Source organism: Bacillus subtilis subsp. subtilis str. 168 (assembly GCF_000009045.1).
Taxonomy (GTDB): domain Bacteria; phylum Bacillota; class Bacilli; order Bacillales; family Bacillaceae; genus Bacillus; species Bacillus subtilis.
Genome location: NC_000964.3, coordinates 640,001 through 656,509, shown reverse-complemented (window position 1 = coordinate 656,509; position 16,509 = coordinate 640,001). Strand labels below are relative to the sequence as shown.

The following is a 16,509-nucleotide window of genomic DNA, read 5'->3' as shown; positions in this document are numbered from 1 at the left end:
TTTTTATCTTAATTGATGTAATGCTAATAAATAGGATAGTTTGGAAGGCACAGCATTACCGATAACGTCTTGATACTGTCTCCTCCGAAGGTCACCAAAGTTAAAAAAGTCCGGGAAGAACTGAATCCTAGCTGCTTCATGGGGAGTTATCGTTCTCTTTAACAAAGAATGAACAAATCTCCCTTGACCTGTTGATCCAAACCCTCTGGTTATAGTGGGAGCAGGTCTATCCCAATACATTCTGCCATACACAGATTTGTATGAATGTGGTTTTAGCCGATGACAATCCGGTCTTTCTGAATTAGGTAATTCAAACAAGTTATTTTCAAAAAGATATTCTATTCTCCTTTTGTTTTCCAATGAATGCTCGGAAGCAGTGTTGAATATATCATCACCTACATTTTCTACTAAATCTGATATTGCCCAACTAATTGGCCTACTATTGGTTGAATAAAATTCATTTATTTGATTTAAGGAAGATACAGGAGTTTTTGAAGCAAAAATAAAATATCTACGACGTGCTTGTGAAACACCTAGTTTTTCAGCATTTAGTACGATTTCATCGAAGTAATAACCTTGTGTCTTTAAATGATTCTTAAATTCTTTAAAAGAACCAGATTTATCATGAATAATTCCTGGTACATTCTCCACTAATACTGAAGAAGGTTGGAACAACTCTATAACTCTACTTACTCTCATTAGTAAAGCGTTTCTAGGGTCTTTTCGTCTAGTATGGTTATTAAGATCAGAATGCCCTTGGCAAGGAGGACCTGCTAGAATGAAATCTATTTTTTTCACCTTATCTTTTATTCTTTGCTCTTCAACAGTTAATGGAGCACCTAACTCGCCATTAATATGTTTTTCGATGGATTCATTCAAGCTAAAATCGGGAGAAAAGTTTTTTTCGTACACAGATAAGGCAGCTTCGTTAAGATCACAAGCAAACGAAAATCTTGGATTTATCCCCAGGGCACGGCATGCCTCCCAAACCCCTAAGGATAGACCTCCACATCCACTAAATAAATCCGCAATATTTATACTCTCAGTAGTGAGCTCAGTATTGGGTCTGTTTTTCATACGGAGCCAAGATTCATCGTATAATTCATGAAGGTTCTTGTTTTCTAAATCTTGGGTGCTAAGGACCGGAACCCGTGATGTAACTCCTGAACCTGATCTACGGATTATCTTTCGGACTAAATCTGTACCATCTATATAAAAATTTTCTATGTTCTCATCTTCAATTGCCAATGATAACTGTTTATTTTCATTTAAAATAAAATTTGTCATTATATCACCCTAAGACATTATTTTCATTCTCAGAGAAAGTACCCCATACAAGAACGAATGTTCTTTATCATTATACCTTTTATACAAAACTTTTTCAGTAGCTTATATAATACTTTAAATTCATGAAAGAATGAAGGTTTTTGCTTTGGATATATCATCCTCTTGAGGGCATTTACGGTATTTTTAGTTGTAATGTGCGTTAATGAACACCTTATCATTCCTAGTATTACACTAAACTTGATCACTTAATCCTTCTATATAAGCTTGCTCACGTTACCACACCTCCATATACAATTCTAGAAGCCTTAGATCACTCTCATTCGAATTTAGCTTCTTCCTCATTCCCTGTTTTAATTTCACCAGTATGTTCAATCTATTCCTTGAAGGCCGCATTTGTTTTAGTAATATACTCAGACGCCTTTAGTCGCTCTTTAACCGAACTATTCCATCGCGTATAATAATTGTCCAAAACATTTTTACCTCAATAATGTTTGCTATGCGCTCCGCTTCTAGTTGATTATTTCTTTGCTCTATATAGTTTGAATGTCTAGTTTTGACAAGTTTTGAGAAGCTACTCTGTTGAGATTTTTCCCTTTGTTTCCGGCTAGACGCGTAGCCTCTGTTGTATTTCTAGTTTCTGTAAAGAAATCACAAAAGCGTCGTTGTCTCTCTGTCAGCTTCATTTTTTGCCCTTCCTTCTCAACTAGCCCATTATCCGCCAATGAAAAGCAACTCCCGCTTGGTGATATAACACTAGCAGGAACTATATCCTTTTTTTCGCGTCCGTTATCGTTTGAGGCTAGTTCATAATGAACACTGTTTCTTTCGATATTAGACAGTTTCTTAAAAGGGTGAATCACTCCTACACGCCATGATGAGCTATTCTTCAAAGTCCCCGCTATTCTTGATTACCGTTTTATATAAGACATTTCCTTTTATCTTAAACGGCTGGGGAATAACATTTTGATGCGATTTTTTTGTGGATTCTAAATACAATGGAAACTGAGCTTGTTCCAGTTTCCATTTGATAGCATATATGGTGAGTTTATAAAATTCCTCCAAAGAGAAATCTTTTTTATCCAGCAGAAGGTATTTATAAATCAATTCCATGGCCTTGCTAATTTCGTATGGTTCCACCTTCCAGGCTTTCAAATGTGTAGCAAATTTAAAGTATCATTTCTGCTACCAACTCTGTCGATTGGTACAGGGAATACATATTTTTCACCAGTGTTGTTGTCCTTTACATTAACAGAATTCCGTACAGGCCTCAGATAATTAGGTATTTCATCTAACTCATTAGGACTCTTAGTTACTATATATCGTCCTCAGTGTTACTTGTTGGGAAAACAATATAGCCTGCCCCAGCGATCCCAGCATCGACTATGATACCTATTTGAGTAAAAAATTTGGTTATTTGTTTAATTTTCTTTTCCCCATGTTGGTTATCCTTAAAAATAAACTGCCACCCATTAGGGTCCTAATACAATGACAATGAAAGTTTTGCGCATCTAGTAAACCTTTCACTAGCTCTCCCTGTTTTGAATCATCAATATCGATGACAATTCCGCCAGCTGGAATGCTTGCACCAATCCAATGACCTTTTCTAATCAGAATTGCTATCTCTGATCCGGATAAACCTGCGGCGACCTTCCACTTTTCTACCGGGGATTTTGCAATGGTGTATACTTTGTGGGCCCTGCTGTATCCCCTCAATTTGATTACTTTTGCACCTGGCAATAGATACTGTACATTCTCCAGTGTTTCGGAAACAAAATTATTATCACTTAGCATAATTTTCACCTCACATCGCTTATCGTTTTATTAAATTTTGCTAGTTAGGCGAAAGTGAAAGATATATCAGGCCCTCTTTTTCCTTTTAACCTCAATTGACCACCAATCAATGTATTCTTGGACTTCTTTCTTGTTAAAAAGCCATTTGTTCCCCAATCAAATAGATGGAAAATTAGGCTCGATTAAGAAGGTCTGTTGCACAGTAGGCCAGGATAAAATTAGAAATTTACAAAGCTTTTAGAATCCATCAGGATTGATTCCATCTCAAATTTATCCAATCTTTTGAAATATGAAGGGCAATTATTGACCAGTCGAGAGAAACAAAAATTATTAAACTCACTTAAAGACCAATTTGATGAAAAAAAATTAGTTAGGGACAAATAAATGGCAAAACTCAAGCAATGCGGTAAGACGTGGAGTTATCATATCTACTAGGCATTGACCCTTTAACCAAAAAACGTCTAGAAATATCCAAAGGAAGATTTAAAACAAAGAAAGAAGCCCCAGTAGCAGCCCGTCACGTAGAACTCCAAAACGACAACGGGACTTTTATTAAGGAGTCAGATATGCCCTTCAAAACATTTGCAAAAGGTTGGCTTAAGATTTACAACCGGAGTGGGGTAAAAATAAGCAGTGTACGGGCCAGTGAAAAGAAAATGATGCATTTTATCGCAGTATTGGGTCAATACCCGATTAGCAAAACACAAAAAAATGTATGAAGACCGCACGTTAGAACTGAACGAGCAATACAGTCACAATTGTTTGGGAGGTATTCATGCCTGCGGCCGTATGATTTTCCGAAAAGCTAAAACTCAAGGGATTATTAAAATGAACCCAACTGGGGATTTTCAATTACCCAAGAAGCAACAAAGCATTGGAAAAAGAGGTGCTGACACATTTTCTAAAGCTCGCTCAATCTGACGGGCTAGAAATGGACCATTTGGTCTTTACCGTACTTGCCTAGACCGACCTAAGAATTGGTGAACTTCTTGCTTTAAAATGGACAGATTTCAATGATAAGCCAGGTCACAAAGACCCTATACACCCCTAACAATCAAATTGAAAAATACCAATTGCTAACACCTAAAACAACAGGATCTGTTGATATCGTTCGAATTGATGAAACGATGTCAATCTACTAAAAAAAAATAAAATTTATCAAAATGAAATTAAGCTTAAAAATAGATTGATTTATCAAGACTCATCATTTATTTTTGAGCGGGAGGATGGTCATCCGCAATTAAGAAAGGTTATTGAGACTAGACTTAAACGGCTGCTCAAAAAAGCTGGGATAAAAAGAATGTCACCCCCCACTCTTTTAGGCATACCCATACCTCCTTACTAATTGAGGCAGGAGTAGGCATTAAAGAAATCCAGCAACAATTTGGTCATTCGGACATAAATACGACGATGGACATTTATGCTCATATGACCGCTAATATGGAGAAAAGGTCTCCCAACAGTTTAGTAAACTGATGAAAGACCTTCTCTTTTTTTATTCACGCTTTGTCTAGTTTTTTAAGACGGTTAAAACATTGATGTATAAGGGTTAATATCCCTTTATTACATCATTCCACCCATACCGCCCATGCCGCCCATATCAGGCATTCCTGCGCCGCCACCGTTTTCTTCTGGCTTGTCAGCGACAACAGCTTCTGTTGTTAAGAACATTGCAGCTACAGACGCAGCGTTTTGAAGAGCTGAGCGTGTAACTTTTGTTGGGTCAACGATACCTTTTTCGATCATGTTTACCCATTCGCCAGTTGCAGCGTTGAAGCCTACGCCGATTTCTTCGTTTTTGAGGCGCTCAACGATGACAGATCCTTCAAGGCCAGCGTTGTGTGCGATTTGACGGATTGGCTCTTCAAGCGCGCGAAGCACGATGTTGATACCTGTTTGAGCATCGCCTTCAGCTTCAACTGCAGCGACTTTGTTATATACGTTTACAAGCGCTGTACCACCACCGGATACGATGCCTTCTTCAACAGCTGCGCGAGTTGAGTTCAAGGCGTCTTCGATGCGAAGTTTACGCTCTTTCAGCTCAGTTTCAGTCGCAGCGCCGACTTTGATGACAGCTACGCCGCCAGCAAGTTTAGCAAGACGCTCTTGTAATTTTTCTCTGTCGAATTCAGAAGTTGTTTCTTCCACTTGAGCGCGGATTTGAGTCACACGGGCAGAAATTTTGTCTGTTTCGCCAGCGCCTTCAACGATTGTTGTGTTTTCTTTAGTAACGACAACTTTAGAAGCGCGTCCCAATTGAGCGATTTGAGTAGATTTCAGGTCAAGGCCAAGATCTTCTGTGATGACTTCTCCGCCAGTAAGGACAGCGATGTCTTCAAGCATTGCTTTACGGCGATCACCGAAACCAGGAGCTTTAACAGCCACTGCGTTGAATGTGCCGCGAAGTTTGTTCACAACAAGTGTAGCAAGTGCTTCGCCTTCAACATCCTCAGCGATCAGAAGCAATGGTTTGCCTTGCTGAACAACCTGCTCAAGCACAGGAAGGATTTCTTGAATGTTTGTGATTTTTTTGTCTGTGATTAAGATGTAAGGATTGTCAAGAACCGCTTCCATCTTATCAGAGTCAGTTACCATGTAAGGAGACGCATATCCGCGGTCGAATTGCATACCTTCAACAACTTCAAGCTCAGTTGTGAAGCCTTTAGACTCTTCGATTGTGATAACGCCGTCGTTTCCTACGCGCTCCATTGCTTCAGCGATAAGGCTTCCGACTTCCTCATCAGCAGCAGAGATCGCAGCAACCTGAGCGATAGACTCTTTGCCTTCGATTGGCTTAGAAATTTCTTTTAAGTTTTCGATCGCAACCGCTACAGCTTGTTCCATCCCTTTACGCACGCCTACAGGGTTAGCGCCTGCTGTTACGTTTTTAAGGCCTTCACGGATCATTGCTTGCGCAAGAACTGTTGCAGTTGTTGTACCGTCACCGGCAACGTCGTTTGTTTTGCTGGCTACTTCAGCAACAAGCTTAGCACCCATGTTTTCAAACGCGTCTTCTAGCTCGATTTCTTTAGCGATTGTTACACCGTCATTTGTGATTAACGGAGAACCGAATTTTTTCTCTAGAACCACGTTGCGTCCTTTTGGTCCTAAAGTTACTTTAACAGCATCAGCAAGTGCATCGACACCGCGAAGCATTGCGCGGCGAGCTTCTTCACTAAACTTAATTTCTTTTGCCATGTTTACAAGACCTCCTCAAATGTTTTAAGTATTGTTTATTTAAGAATTAGCCGATAACAGCTAAAATGTCGCTTTCACGTAAGATTAAGTATTCAGTACCTTCGTATTTCACTTCAGTACCTGCGTATTTTGAGAAGATAATGCGGTCGCCCTCTTTTACTTCTAAAGCAACGCGCTCTCCGCTTTCTAACACGCGACCTGAACCAGCTGCCACGATTTTGCCTTCTTGCGGTTTTTCTTTTGCAGAATCCGGCAACACAATTCCGCTGGCAGTTTTTTCTTCAGATTCTACGAGTTCAATGACAACGCGATCACCTAATGGCTTTAACAATGAAATAACCTCCTCAATAGTATGAATATGTAATTTTAGCACTCAGCACTAAAGAGTGCTAACACAATTCTTATAATAAAGAATCTCCCTTCCAATTTCAAGTGATAAGATAAAAAATTTTTCACGCTTACATCATTCTTTTCCGCTCCCTTTTCCGTTAGCTTTTTCACCCCCGTACCGATTATGTTACAATAGCTGTAGATGAACGAAACCCACTTAACAAAGGAGTACATACCATTTGAGAAAACAGTATTGGTTTATTATTTTGACATATATCATCATGCAGTTTTCCGCATTAATCGCGATTCCCTTGTTATTTAAATTCGGTTATGCCGGAGGACAGCCTACAGATGAAAATATGCTGCATGCACAAGGATTATGGTCCGTTATCAGCTTTATCGCCTGTCTCGTTGTTGTTCTGCTCATTCTGAGAACCGTTCCGAAAGAAACGCTGCGAAACGGACAGAAGGACTCAATCGGACTTTCTATCCTTTGGGCGATAGCCGGTTTTTTCATTGCCCTTTTCTCTCAAGGAATAGCAGGCTCTATTGAATATTATGTTTTTGGCATCGGAAGAGAATCAGAAAATACACAAGCGATTCTGGATGTCATTCAGGCAGTCCCGCTCATGATTATCGTTTCTTCCATCGTCGGGCCTATATTAGAAGAAATCATCTTCAGAAAAATCATTTTCGGCGCGCTGTACGAAAAAACGAATTTCTTTTTCGCAGGACTGATCAGCTCGGTTATCTTCGGTATTGTTCACGCTGATTTGAAGCATCTCCTTCTATATACAGCAATGGGCTTTACCTTTGCCTTTTTATATGCGAGAACAAAACGGATATGGGTGCCGATTTTCGCCCATTTAATGATGAATACATTCGTCGTCATCATGCAGCTTGAGCCTGTTCGTAATTACCTTGAACAGCAGAGCACACAAATGCAATTGATTATTGGAGGATTATTTTTATGAGAAACCCGGTAGTTTGGGGAATGATCTACTTTGCCGTAGGGTGCATCTTTACTTATCTTGCCGCAAGCTCGCCAGGCAGCATGTGGTCATTTTACTCCATCCTGCTGATGGTGTTCGCCGCTTACAACATCAGCATTTCTTTTAAGATGTTCGCCTTTTCATTTAAAATCAAAAAGAACCAAAAATAAAGAAAATCCATTTCTCGCATGAGAAATGGATTTTTTATTATTGCCCAGAAGACACGTCCCGATCGGCAGCACTGCTTTTCTGTGCTTTCCGATAAGCGGCCTTCGATATAAGGATACTGATTTCATATAAAATCAAAAGCGGGACTGTGACCATCATATGGGACAGAAGCTCAGGCGGTGTAATCAGGGCTGCGATCACCAGCAGCGTAAAATACGCATACTTTCTGATTTTCGCCAAGAACATCGGTGTCACAATTCCGAGCCTTGTCAAAAACATGAGGATGACCGGCATTTGGAACAGCAGTCCAAACGGAATCGTCAGCTGCAGAAGAAAATGAAAATATTCATTAATTCCGATCACCTGATTGACATTCAAGTCCTGAGAAATCCGCTTCATAAAATCAACAACAAAAGGAAATAAAATATAATATGAAAAAGATAAGCCCGCTAAAAACAGCAAAATAGAGACCGGAATGTAGCTGAGCGTTACTTTGCGCTCTTTCTCATAGAGGCCCGGGCTCACAAAAGCCCAAAGCTGATAAAGAATAACCGGCGAGGTCAAGACTATGCCGATGATAAACGCAAATTGCATAAACACATAAAGCGGGTCTGTCAGGTTAAACGCGTTAAGCGTAAGCTGCTTCGCTTCATCTGTTTCTTGCAGATACACAATAATCGGCTTTGCTAAAAAAAATCCAGCAATAAAGAAAACGACAAACGCCAGCGCTACAATCAGCAACCGTTTTCGAAGCTCAGCAATATGCTCCAGCAGCGACATTTGATTCACTTTCATTCGTGTCATCCTAACTTACTGATCTTCTTTCTTTTTTTCCTCTTCATCACTCGTTAATCCTTTAGTAGCGTTTTTAAATTCACGAAGTGTGTCTCCCGCTGCTTTCCCCAATTCAGGCAGCTTTTTGGGACCGAAGATAATCAGAGCAACGATTGCGATAACAGCAAGGCTTCCAGGACCGATCGGCATATTTGGGCTCCTCCTTTCCCTCTATTCGATTTCCTCTAAAACTGAATAATGCTTCAAAAAATAAACCAGTGACTGAAGCTCAACTGCTAAATCTATATGATGAATTCGAATGTGTTCCGGCACATTCAAACGGGCCGGCGTAAAATTAAGGATTCCCTTGATTCCTAATGCGACCAATCTGTCTGTAATGGATTGAGCGGCAACTGCTGGCACTGTAAGAATGGCAACTGATTCATCTTTTACGTGTTGTTCAAGGTCATCAAGGTTATAGACGGGCACGCCGCCTACCTCAGTTCCTATTTTACTCTCATTTATATCAAAAGCCATAGAAATTTTTGTGTTATTGTTTTTTGTGAAATTATAGTGAAGAAATGCCGTTCCCAAGTTCCCGACACCAATCAAGATGACGTCTGTCATCTCATCCTGATCAAGCGTTTTCCGGAAAAAAGACAGCAAATAATCCACATTATATCCGTATCCTTTTTTGCCAAGAGCTCCAAAATAGGAAAAATCCCTCCGAATCGTGGCAGAATCAACCTTTACGGCATCACTGAGTTCAGCGGATGATACACGCTGTTTTCCTGACGCATGCAGATTCTTTAAAAAGCGATAGTAAAGCGGCAGCCGTTTCGCCGTCGCCTGCGGAATTTTTGATTGATCCTTATTCATTTTTGGTCCTCCAAATTATACTCGGATAGTTCTCTTTTAAAGTCACCGTTTTTCCCGCCTGTCTTCTCCAGCAAGAAAGTAGGGCCGATGACCATTCCCTTATCAAGGGCCTTGCACATATCGTAAACGGTAAGAGCGCACACCGATGCAGAAGTGAGCGCTTCCATTTCCACACCTGTACTCCCTTTCGTTTTGACCTGTGCTTTTATATGAAGTATAACTTCTGCTTCTTTTATTTTCCAGTCAAACGATATATCTACCCCGCTCAATGAAAGCGGATGGCACATCGGAATGATATTCGACGTTTGCTTTGCGGCCATAATGCCTGCCACCTGTGCGACAGCCAGTACATCTCCTTTGCCGATATCGTGACTTTGTATTTTCTCGTACACTTCATTCTTCATGTGTACGCTTGAAACAGCCGCCGCAGTACGGACAGTCGAAGATTTTTCGCTAATATCCACCATCTGGGCTCTGCCCTGTTCATTAAAATGAGAAAATCCATTCATATTAAAACGCTCCTTAAACAGATCATACACTATTTTCTTCTCTATGTCTTATATGGCCAATGTATTGTTTGCTGACTTCTGGTTCATAAGCTACACTTAACTTATTATAGCAGAGGTGAAATAATATGATGATCTTACAAGTTAATCAGCTGTCCAAATCATTTGGTGCTGATACTATTTTAAACAATATAAAGCTGGAAGTCAGAAATCGTGATCGCATCGCCATTGTAGGAAGAAATGGCGCCGGAAAATCCACGCTCCTTAAAATTATCGCAGGCCAGCTTTCGTATGAAAAGGGCGAAATTATTAAACCGAAAGATATTACAATGGGATATCTCGCCCAGCATACTGGCTTGGATTCTAAGCTTACCATAAAAGAAGAGCTGCTGACTGTTTTTGACCACTTAAAAGCAATGGAAAAGGAAATGCGGGCTATGGAAGAAAAAATGGCGGCAGCTGACCCGGGTGAATTAGAAAGCATCATGAAAACCTACGACCGTCTTCAGCAGGAATTCAAAGATAAAGGCGGTTATCAATATGAAGCGGATGTTAGATCTGTGCTGCATGGTCTCGGCTTCAGCCATTTTGACGATTCTACACAGGTTCAAAGCCTCAGCGGAGGCCAGAAAACAAGACTGGCTTTAGGTAAGCTTCTATTAACACAGCCTGATTTGCTCATTCTTGATGAGCCGACAAACCATCTGGATATTGATACGCTTACCTGGCTTGAGCATTATTTACAAGGCTATTCAGGCGCCATTCTCATCGTTTCGCATGACCGCTACTTTTTGGACAAAGTAGTAAACCAGGTATACGAGGTATCAAGAGCAGAAAGCAAAAAGTATCACGGCAACTACAGCGCTTATCTCGACCAAAAAGCCGCGCAGTATGAAAAAGATCTGAAAATGTATGAAAAGCAGCAGGACGAGATTGCAAAGCTGCAGGACTTCGTAGATCGAAATCTGGCGAGAGCCTCTACCACCAAAAGGGCGCAAAGCCGCAGAAAGCAGCTTGAGCGAATGGATGTCATGTCAAAACCGCTTGGCGATGAAAAATCCGCAAACTTTCATTTTGATATTACAAAACAGAGCGGAAATGAAGTCCTTCGTGTTCAGGATCTCACAATCAGCTATGAAAACCAGCCGCCGCTTTTAACAGAAGTGTCATTCATGCTCACAAGAGGAGAAAGCGCTGCGCTTGTCGGCCCTAACGGAATAGGTAAATCGACATTGCTGAAAACATTAATAGACACCCTAAAACCAGATCAGGGAACAATTTCTTACGGCTCAAATGTCAGTGTCGGCTATTATGACCAGGAACAGGCTGAGTTGACTTCCTCTAAACGTGTCCTTGATGAGCTGTGGGACGAGTACCCCGGGCTCCCAGAAAAAGAAATCAGAACGTGTCTCGGAAATTTCTTATTCTCCGGAGATGATGTGCTGAAACCAGTTCATTCACTGAGCGGAGGCGAAAAAGCAAGATTGGCTCTAGCTAAGCTGATGCTTCAAAAAGCCAACTTTCTCATCCTTGATGAACCGACGAACCATCTGGATTTAGACAGCAAAGAAGTTCTCGAAAACGCGCTGATTGATTATCCAGGCACACTGTTATTTGTCTCACATGACAGATATTTTATTAACAGAATCGCCACAAGAGTATTGGAGCTTTCTTCAAGCCATATAGAGGAGTATCTGGGAGATTACGATTATTATACAGAGAAAAAAACAGAGCAGCTTGAATTGGAGAAAATGAATCAGCAAGAGGAAACTGATAAAACGCCAGCTACAGTGAAGTCTGACTCCAAACGTTCCTACGAGGAAGAAAAAGAATGGAAAAAGAAAGAGCGCCAACGACTCCGTCGGATTGAAGAAATTGAAACCACCGTTCAAACCATTGAGGAGAACATCAGCCGCAATGATGAATTGCTATGTGACCCTGAAGTCTATCAGGATCATGAAAAAGTACAAGCTATCCATGCAGACAATGAGAAGCTTAATCAGGAGCTGGAATCTCTTTTGTCCGAATGGGAAGAACTATCCACAGAAGAAGATTAAAAAAGTCAAGCACCTCTTTTTAGAGGTGCTTTTTATCCACAGAACATCCCCTAATAAATAAACAAAGTAAGCGCTTTATACACACTATCCACAAAATATTCTGAATTTATCCACTTTATTAACAGTGACCTCAGCCCTTTATCCATCAATATCTCTATAATTACTCACAGATATGTGGATAAATTGTGAATTGTCTGTTAATAACAAACAGATAAAAAGTCTCACGCTATTATCTCGTGAGACTTTGATAAGAAGTCAATTCAAGGCCGGGCTGGCCATTCATATCATATGCACCGCGAATTCCTTTTTCAAAAGCAATTGTACCAGCAGCAGCAATCATCGCAGCATTATCCGTGCATAAAGCTAATGGAGGAATGACAAGCGTAATCCCTTCATGCTGGGCAAATTCCTTTTCTAATGCAGCTCTGAGGCCTCTGTTTGCAGCTACTCCTCCGGCTAAAAGGACCTGTTTGACATCATATTCCTTTGCCGCGCGCGCCGTTTTGGTTACCAAGACATCGATCACACTATTTTGGAAACTGGCAGACAAATCTTCCGGAGCAATCTCTTGCCCTTTTTGGGATGCATTATGAAGCGTATTGATCACCGCAGACTTCAATCCGCTAAAGCTGAAGTTGTAAGAGCCTTCTTCAAGCCATGCGCGAGGAAGCGGAATATTGTCATTCCCTTTTTCAGCTAGCTTGTCAATTTGCGGTCCACCCGGATATGGCAATCCCATCGTCCGCGCCACTTTGTCGTAGGCTTCTCCTGCCGCATCATCAAGGGTTTCCCCAATGACTTCAAATGATCCATGTTCCTTCATATAAACCAGTTCTGTATGGCCTCCTGAAACGACCAATGCCAGTGCCGGGAACACGATGTCTTCTACAAGACGGTTCGCGTATATATGACCGGCTATATGATGAACGCCTACTAACGGAATGTTATATGCAAAGCTCAATGCTTTAGCGGCATTCACTCCGATAAGAAGCGCTCCCACCAGTCCCGGACCTTCTGTTACTGCAATCGCATCAATATCACTATACGTCATGCCAGCTTTGCGAAACGCCTCTTCTATAACCAAAGTGATTTGTTCAACATGATGTCTTGAAGCAATTTCCGGAACAACGCCTCCGAAGCGCTTATGGCTTTCAATTTGAGAGGCTACTACGTTTGAAATGATCTCTTTCCCGTTTTTCACAATAGCTGCAGCAGTCTCATCACAGCTTGTTTCAATTCCTAATACGTACATGTCTTTTTGCTCACTCATTTATCGTCACCCACATAATTAACGCATCTTCCCCGTTATCAGTATAATAGTTCTTTCTTATTCCGCCGGGCTGCATCCCGAATTTCTTATATAAGCCTTGAGCAGGATGATTCGAAACCCTCACTTCAAGCGAAAGCCGCCTTGCGTCTTTTTCTTTGCACAGTTCAACAGCTGAGCGAAAAAGCGTTTCTCCTAAAGACTGGCCGCGATACTCTGGTTTTATCGCTATATTTGTAATCTGGGCATCGTCCATCACAATCCAAATCCCGCAATACCCAGCAAGATGGCCGTCCTTTTCAATCACGAGATAATGAGCATACGGATTTTCCAGCAGCTCATGATAAAACGAATCCTTCGTCCAAGGAGACGTAAAGGAGGATGCTTCGATTTCGTATACGTGATCTATATCTTCAAGCCGCATATTTCTGACCGCTGCTTTTGTTTTCATCCTATCACCCTACTTTTGACTTTCAATCCATTTCGCTTCAGCTTCTGCCAGCCGCAAGTAATCCGGGACAAGCCCATGAACATCAGCTGCTTCCTTTTCCTTCCCGAGAAAAGCCAATTCTGAAGGGCGCGGGTTATGCTGGGCGGCAGTTCCAATGAATCCTTTTGTTCCAAGCACATCCTCGATCATCTGCTTGTGAAGAGAAGTATCATGGCCTAAAAACAAAACAGGGCGGTCCTTTTCTTTTAGCATCTCCAGCCAATCTGCCAGCATCACATTTTGATCTGGAACAACTTGCTCTAAAAGCCCATTTTTATATTGATACAGACCTGTGTACACCTGTCCCCGTCTAGCATCAAAGATTGGGCTGATCAGACCGTCAAAATGCCGGCCATTTGCCGCAAGCGTCTCAAGACTTGATACAGCACTTATTGGAATGTCTAAAGACCAGGCAAGTGTTTTGGCCAACGTCACACCTATTCTTACTCCTGTGTATGAACCAGGGCCTTTTGCAACGACAATTTTAGAAAGGTCCTGCGGTGCCATATCACAATCATTCAGCAATGAATGAACAGCAGGCATCGCTCTTACAGAGTGGTTCTTTTTCAAATATGTAATGTATTCTGCTATAACAGTGTCTTCTCGAAGCAGCGCAATGCCCAATGTATAATTTGATGTATCAATTGCTAATATTGTCATGTCTACTTAACTCCTCACAAAGCATTTCATACCGATTCCCGACAGCAGTAAAGGTAATTTCCCGCTCATCATCACCAGCTCTTTTGATGACAATTTGCAGTCGCTCCTGTGGCAGCTGTTCTTCAATTAAATGAGCCCATTCAACGAGACAGACACCTTGTCCGTGAAAATATTCATCAAGTCCCAAATCTTCACTTTCATCTTCCATTCTATACACATCCATGTGATAAAGAGGAAGTACGCCATCGTTATATTCTTTTATAATTGTAAAAGTCGGACTGTTTACAATACGTGTAATTCCCAGCCCTTCTGCAAAACCTTTCGTAAAAGTCGTTTTTCCTGCACCTAAATCGCCCTCTAATGTCAGGACGTCTCCCGGTTTAGCAAACGCTGCCGTCAGCTTGGCAATTGCTTTTGTTTCTTCTGGATTTACAGTTCTCCATTTTAATTGCTTCACACGAGTCACCCGTCTTATTTAAAATGATTATATCCCTTTTTCTCTAAGATCATTGATGTTTGATCTGTTTTTAGGATCACTTTAGATTTTGTTTTTTCCCTGACATAGCCAATCTTTGTAATGGGAAGATGAAGCGCTGCGCACTCCTGCTTCAACACTTCCCACTCCTCATTTGAAACCGTCCCTGTCAGCTCAAAATCCTCACCGCCAAACAAAGCCCATTCTTTCCAGTTAGGATGAAGCTTAGGCAAATCAGAATGAATTGGAAGCATGCTTTCAACAATTTCAATTGAAACACAGCTGGCTTCTGCAATCTCGTTCAGTTCACTAGCCAATCCGTCACTAACATCATTTAAAGCTGCCCGTTTAAAAATCGAGCATAATCTGCCGACGCTTACTCTTGGCTCAGGCCGTTTATGCCTGTGGATAAAGTAATCCGTTTCCACAGATGAGTTTTGAGGATTAGTCTCTTCCAGCAATAAAGAAAGCCCTGCTGCAGAAGAACCGATTTCACCGGTTACAAACACAATATCATTCGGTTTTGCCAAGCTGCGCAAACAGGCCTGTCCCTTTTCAATTTCACCGATTACAGTGACTGTAACGACTAATTTGTCAGCGGTAGAAACTGTATCGCCGCCAATCAGATCCATATGATATAGTTTCGCCAGTTCATTCATTCCTTCATACATCGCCTTGATTTCAGATTCAGTCCATTTTGAAGGTACCGCAAGTGATACCAGATAAAACTTAGGAATGCCTCCCATCGCGGCAATATCACTTATATTAACGGCTAACGCCTTGTACCCGATATCTTCAGGTGAGGAATAGTGTAATTTGAAGTGCACGTCTTCTACCATAGTATCAACACAAACAATTTCCTGAACGCCGTGTTTCGCAGTGTAGAGCGCTGCATCATCACCTATTCCTACATCAACGGAAGAATGGTGAATGGTCCGCGGAGTAATGCTATGTATCAAATCAAATTCATCCATGAACCAAAACCTCCTTTCAACCCTGCTTATGCCTATTTGTGCTCTTCCTAGTTTATCGAATTTTGCTGGAATATCCAAGATGTTCCCGATATAAAGAAAGCTTGGCTATGACACCAAGCAGAAGATACAGTAAAAGAAAACACAAAAAAAACGAAAACATGATCGTTTCGTTTACATTAATGGCGGTCCGGACGGGACTCGAACCCGCGACCTCCTGCGTGACAGGCAGGCATTCTAACCAACTGAACTACCGGACCATATTTGTATAGGATTATTTTGGTTGCACCCTTAGGGCACTCCTTATTTAACCATATATTTGGTTGCGGGGGCAGGATTTGAACCTGCGACCTTCGGGTTATGAGCCCGACGAGCTACCGAACTGCTCCACCCCGCGATGATAAAAGTAATGCTTGGCGGCGTCCTACTCTCACAGGGGGAAACCCCCGACTACCATCGGCGCTGAAGAGCTTAACTTCCGTGTTCGGTATGGGAACGGGTGTGACCTCTTCGCTATCGCCACCAAACAAATTGAGAGTGTTCTCTCAAAACTAGATAACAGGTGTGACATCATTCAAAAATATGGTTAAGTCCTCGATCGATTAGTATCTGTCAGCTCCATGTGTCGCCACACTTCCACCTCAGACCTATCAACCTGATCATC

The 16,509-nt window shown here is 41.4% G+C and carries 17 protein-coding genes, 2 tRNA genes, 2 rRNA genes, 7 pseudogenes and 7 other annotated features (1 of these 35 running past the window's edge); of the genes and pseudogenes, 8 read left to right on the top strand and 20 right to left on the bottom strand.

The genetic code is table 11. The annotated features are described in order from the left end of the window. Positions 1–3 precede the first annotated feature (3 nt). From bsuMA to ydiM, 5 genes and pseudogenes are all read right to left on the bottom strand, one after another. Positions 4–1,287 carry a DNA-methyltransferase (cytosine-specific); prophage 3 region gene (bsuMA, locus tag BSU_06060; protein ID NP_388487.1) on the bottom strand — a complete coding sequence of 428 codons (1,284 nt, stop codon included), beginning with the start codon at positions 1,285–1,287 and terminating at the stop codon, positions 4–6. A 29-nt stretch (positions 1,288–1,316) separates the two neighbouring features. Next, positions 1,317–1,532 (bottom strand) — a sequence feature (Evidence 3: Putative function from multiple computational evidences; Product type e: enzyme). Then, positions 1,317–1,532, bottom strand: a pseudogene (gene ydiN, locus BSU_06050). (Overlaps the previous feature by 216 nt.) A 285-nt stretch (positions 1,533–1,817) precedes the next feature. Further along, positions 1,818–2,177: a sequence feature (Evidence 5: Unknown function; Product type h : extrachromosomal origin), on the bottom strand. Further along, positions 1,818–2,177: pseudogene (gene ydzV, locus BSU_06049) on the bottom strand. Its footprint overlaps the feature before it by 360 nt. Continuing rightward, on the bottom strand, positions 2,167–2,439 hold the full coding sequence (gene ydzU, locus BSU_06048; RefSeq protein YP_003097688.1) for a hypothetical protein; prophage 3 region: 273 nt from the start codon (positions 2,437–2,439) through the stop codon (positions 2,167–2,169). Before ydzU ends, ydzV begins: the two are co-directional and overlap by 11 nt. Before the next feature lie 258 nt (positions 2,440–2,697). After that, complete coding sequence (ydiM, locus tag BSU_06040; RefSeq protein NP_388485.1) at positions 2,698–3,078, bottom strand: hypothetical protein; prophage 3 region; 381 nt, start codon at positions 3,076–3,078, stop codon at positions 2,698–2,700. Between the two features lie 413 nt (positions 3,079–3,491). Beyond that, positions 3,492–3,797, top strand: a sequence feature (Evidence 5: Unknown function). Here ydiM and ydzTn point away from each other — a divergent pair. The 5 pseudogenes from ydzTn to ydzTc all read left to right on the top strand — a co-directional run bounded on the left by ydzTn (position 3,492) and on the right by ydzTc (position 4,533). Next, positions 3,492–3,797 (top strand): annotated as a pseudogene (gene ydzTn, locus BSU_06038). (Overlaps the previous feature by 306 nt.) Continuing rightward, positions 3,790–3,999: a sequence feature (Evidence 5: Unknown function; Product type e : enzyme), on the top strand. It overlaps the preceding pseudogene by 8 nt. Beyond that, positions 3,790–3,999: pseudogene (gene ydzT / locus BSU_06037) on the top strand. It overlaps the preceding feature by 210 nt. Before ydzTn ends, ydzT (BSU_06037) begins: the two co-directional pseudogenes overlap by 8 nt. Positions 4,000–4,091: 92 nt before the next feature. Next, positions 4,092–4,220: a sequence feature (Evidence 5: Unknown function), on the top strand. Beyond that, positions 4,092–4,220 (top strand): annotated as a pseudogene (gene ydzT / locus BSU_06036). Its footprint overlaps the feature before it by 129 nt. 44 nt (positions 4,221–4,264) lie before the next feature. Beyond that, positions 4,265–4,423 (top strand) — a sequence feature (Evidence 5: Unknown function). Continuing rightward, a pseudogene (gene ydzT, locus BSU_06034) lies at positions 4,265–4,423 on the top strand. (Overlaps the previous feature by 159 nt.) Before the next feature lie 2 nt (positions 4,424–4,425). Beyond that, positions 4,426–4,533, top strand: a sequence feature (Evidence 5: Unknown function). After that, positions 4,426–4,533 (top strand): annotated as a pseudogene (gene ydzTc, locus BSU_06033). It overlaps the preceding feature by 108 nt. Positions 4,534–4,641: 108 nt before the next feature. Here the strand turns inward: ydzTc and groEL are convergent. Both groEL and groES read right to left on the bottom strand, forming a co-directional pair. Further along, positions 4,642–6,276, bottom strand: a complete 1,635-nt coding sequence (gene groEL, locus BSU_06030; protein ID NP_388484.1) for a chaperonin large subunit — start codon at positions 6,274–6,276, stop codon at positions 4,642–4,644. A gap of 46 nt (positions 6,277–6,322) precedes the next feature. Further along, on the bottom strand, positions 6,323–6,607 hold the full coding sequence (gene groES, locus BSU_06020) for a chaperonin small subunit (protein ID NP_388483.2): 285 nt from the start codon (positions 6,605–6,607) through the stop codon (positions 6,323–6,325). A gap of 238 nt (positions 6,608–6,845) precedes the next feature. On the opposite strand from groES, the gene ydiL reads away from it, so the two are divergent. Both ydiL and ydiK read left to right on the top strand, forming a co-directional pair. Further along, a complete protein-coding gene (ydiL, locus tag BSU_06010; RefSeq protein NP_388482.1) occupies positions 6,846–7,580 on the top strand; it encodes a putative membrane protease in 735 nt (244 codons plus the stop codon). Then, entirely contained in the window at positions 7,577–7,768 is a 192-nt protein-coding gene (ydiK, locus tag BSU_06000; RefSeq protein NP_388481.1) for a hypothetical protein, read from the top strand. Before ydiL ends, ydiK begins: the two co-directional genes overlap by 4 nt. 37 nt (positions 7,769–7,805) lie before the next feature. Here the strand turns inward: ydiK and tatCY are convergent, their stop codons facing one another. From tatCY to moaC, 4 genes are read right to left on the bottom strand one after another with little or no spacing between them, the layout of a single operon-like run. Continuing rightward, positions 7,806–8,570 carry a component of the twin-arginine pre-protein translocation pathway gene (gene tatCY, locus BSU_05990; RefSeq protein NP_388480.1) on the bottom strand — a complete coding sequence of 255 codons (765 nt, stop codon included), beginning with the start codon at positions 8,568–8,570 and terminating at the stop codon, positions 7,806–7,808. Positions 8,571–8,576: 6 nt separating this feature from the next. Beyond that, positions 8,577–8,750 (bottom strand): component of the twin-arginine pre-protein translocation pathway, encoded by a 174-nt coding sequence (gene tatAY / locus BSU_05980; RefSeq protein NP_388479.1) that lies wholly within the window; start codon positions 8,748–8,750, stop codon positions 8,577–8,579. 21 nt (positions 8,751–8,771) lie between these two features. After that, entirely contained in the window at positions 8,772–9,419 is a 648-nt protein-coding gene (gene rex, locus BSU_05970; protein NP_388478.1) for a transcription repressor of cydABCD and yjlC-ndh expression, read from the bottom strand. Next, on the bottom strand, positions 9,416–9,928 hold the full coding sequence (gene moaC / locus BSU_05960; protein NP_388477.1) for a molybdenum cofactor biosynthesis protein C: 513 nt from the start codon (positions 9,926–9,928) through the stop codon (positions 9,416–9,418). The genes rex and moaC overlap by 4 nt, the downstream gene beginning before the upstream one ends. A gap of 125 nt (positions 9,929–10,053) precedes the next feature. On the opposite strand from moaC, the gene ydiF reads away from it, so the two are divergent. Beyond that, positions 10,054–11,982, top strand: coding sequence for a putative energy-sensing inhibitor of translation (ydiF, locus tag BSU_05950; RefSeq protein NP_388476.2), 1,929 nt, complete (start codon positions 10,054–10,056; stop codon positions 11,980–11,982). Between the two features lie 229 nt (positions 11,983–12,211). On the opposite strand, the gene tsaD is transcribed toward ydiF, so the two are convergent. The 9 genes from tsaD to rrnE-23S all read right to left on the bottom strand — a co-directional run. Continuing rightward, complete coding sequence (tsaD, locus tag BSU_05940) at positions 12,212–13,252, bottom strand: tRNA(NNU) t(6)A37 threonylcarbamoyladenosine modification; glycation binding protein (protein ID NP_388475.1); 1,041 nt, start codon at positions 13,250–13,252, stop codon at positions 12,212–12,214. Then, the gene (gene rimI / locus BSU_05930; RefSeq protein NP_388474.1) at positions 13,245–13,700 is read right to left on the bottom strand and encodes a ribosomal protein S18 alanine N-acetyltransferase; all 456 of its coding nucleotides are present in this window, start codon (positions 13,698–13,700) and stop codon (positions 13,245–13,247) included. Before rimI ends, tsaD begins: the two co-directional genes overlap by 8 nt. Before the next feature lie 9 nt (positions 13,701–13,709). Then, positions 13,710–14,399, bottom strand: coding sequence for a tRNA(NNU) t(6)A37 threonylcarbamoyladenosine modification; protease involved in TsaD function (gene tsaB, locus BSU_05920; RefSeq protein ID NP_388473.1), 690 nt, complete (start codon positions 14,397–14,399; stop codon positions 13,710–13,712). Beyond that, on the bottom strand, positions 14,380–14,856 hold the full coding sequence (tsaE, locus tag BSU_05910; protein NP_388472.1) for a tRNA(NNU) t(6)A37 threonylcarbamoyladenosine modification; ADP binding protein: 477 nt from the start codon (positions 14,854–14,856) through the stop codon (positions 14,380–14,382). The genes tsaB and tsaE overlap by 20 nt, the downstream gene beginning before the upstream one ends. Before the next feature lie 14 nt (positions 14,857–14,870). Beyond that, positions 14,871–15,848 carry a thiamine-monophosphate kinase gene (gene thiL / locus BSU_05900; protein ID NP_388471.1) on the bottom strand — a complete coding sequence of 326 codons (978 nt, stop codon included), beginning with the start codon at positions 15,846–15,848 and terminating at the stop codon, positions 14,871–14,873. A gap of 180 nt (positions 15,849–16,028) precedes the next feature. Beyond that, positions 16,029–16,105: transfer RNA gene (gene trnE-Asp / locus BSU_tRNA_22), tRNA-Asp, on the bottom strand. A gap of 60 nt (positions 16,106–16,165) precedes the next feature. Continuing rightward, positions 16,166–16,242, bottom strand: a tRNA-Met gene (gene trnE-Met, locus BSU_tRNA_21). A gap of 13 nt (positions 16,243–16,255) precedes the next feature. Then, positions 16,256–16,372: ribosomal RNA gene (gene rrnE-5S / locus BSU_rRNA_13) — ribosomal RNA-5S — on the bottom strand. 55 nt (positions 16,373–16,427) lie between these two features. After that, positions 16,428–16,509: ribosomal RNA gene (gene rrnE-23S, locus BSU_rRNA_12) — ribosomal RNA-23S — on the bottom strand (it continues 2,846 nt past the right edge of the window).

Excerpts from the sequence above, each read along its gene's own strand:
- moaC (NP_388477.1), bottom strand. The coding sequence starts at position 9,928 with ATGAATGGATTTTCTCATTTTAATGAACAGGGCAGAGCCCAGATGGTG.
- tsaB (NP_388473.1), bottom strand. The coding sequence starts at position 14,399 with ATGACAATATTAGCAATTGATACATCAAATTATACATTGGGCATTGCG.
- thiL (NP_388471.1), bottom strand. The coding sequence starts at position 15,848 with ATGGATGAATTTGATTTGATACATAGCATTACTCCGCGGACCATTCAC.
- rex (NP_388478.1), bottom strand. The coding sequence starts at position 9,419 with ATGAATAAGGATCAATCAAAAATTCCGCAGGCGACGGCGAAACGGCTG.
- ydiK (NP_388481.1), top strand. The coding sequence starts at position 7,577 with ATGAGAAACCCGGTAGTTTGGGGAATGATCTACTTTGCCGTAGGGTGC.
- ydiM (NP_388485.1), bottom strand. The coding sequence starts at position 3,078 with ATGCTAAGTGATAATAATTTTGTTTCCGAAACACTGGAGAATGTACAG.
- bsuMA (NP_388487.1), bottom strand. The coding sequence starts at position 1,287 with ATGACAAATTTTATTTTAAATGAAAATAAACAGTTATCATTGGCAATT.
- tsaD (NP_388475.1), bottom strand. The coding sequence starts at position 13,252 with ATGAGTGAGCAAAAAGACATGTACGTATTAGGAATTGAAACAAGCTGT.
- tatCY (NP_388480.1), bottom strand. The coding sequence starts at position 8,570 with ATGACACGAATGAAAGTGAATCAAATGTCGCTGCTGGAGCATATTGCT.
- tatAY (NP_388479.1), bottom strand. The coding sequence starts at position 8,750 with ATGCCGATCGGTCCTGGAAGCCTTGCTGTTATCGCAATCGTTGCTCTG.
- groEL (NP_388484.1), bottom strand. The coding sequence starts at position 6,276 with ATGGCAAAAGAAATTAAGTTTAGTGAAGAAGCTCGCCGCGCAATGCTT.
- ydiF (NP_388476.2), top strand. The coding sequence starts at position 10,054 with ATGATGATCTTACAAGTTAATCAGCTGTCCAAATCATTTGGTGCTGAT.
- rimI (NP_388474.1), bottom strand. The coding sequence starts at position 13,700 with ATGAAAACAAAAGCAGCGGTCAGAAATATGCGGCTTGAAGATATAGAT.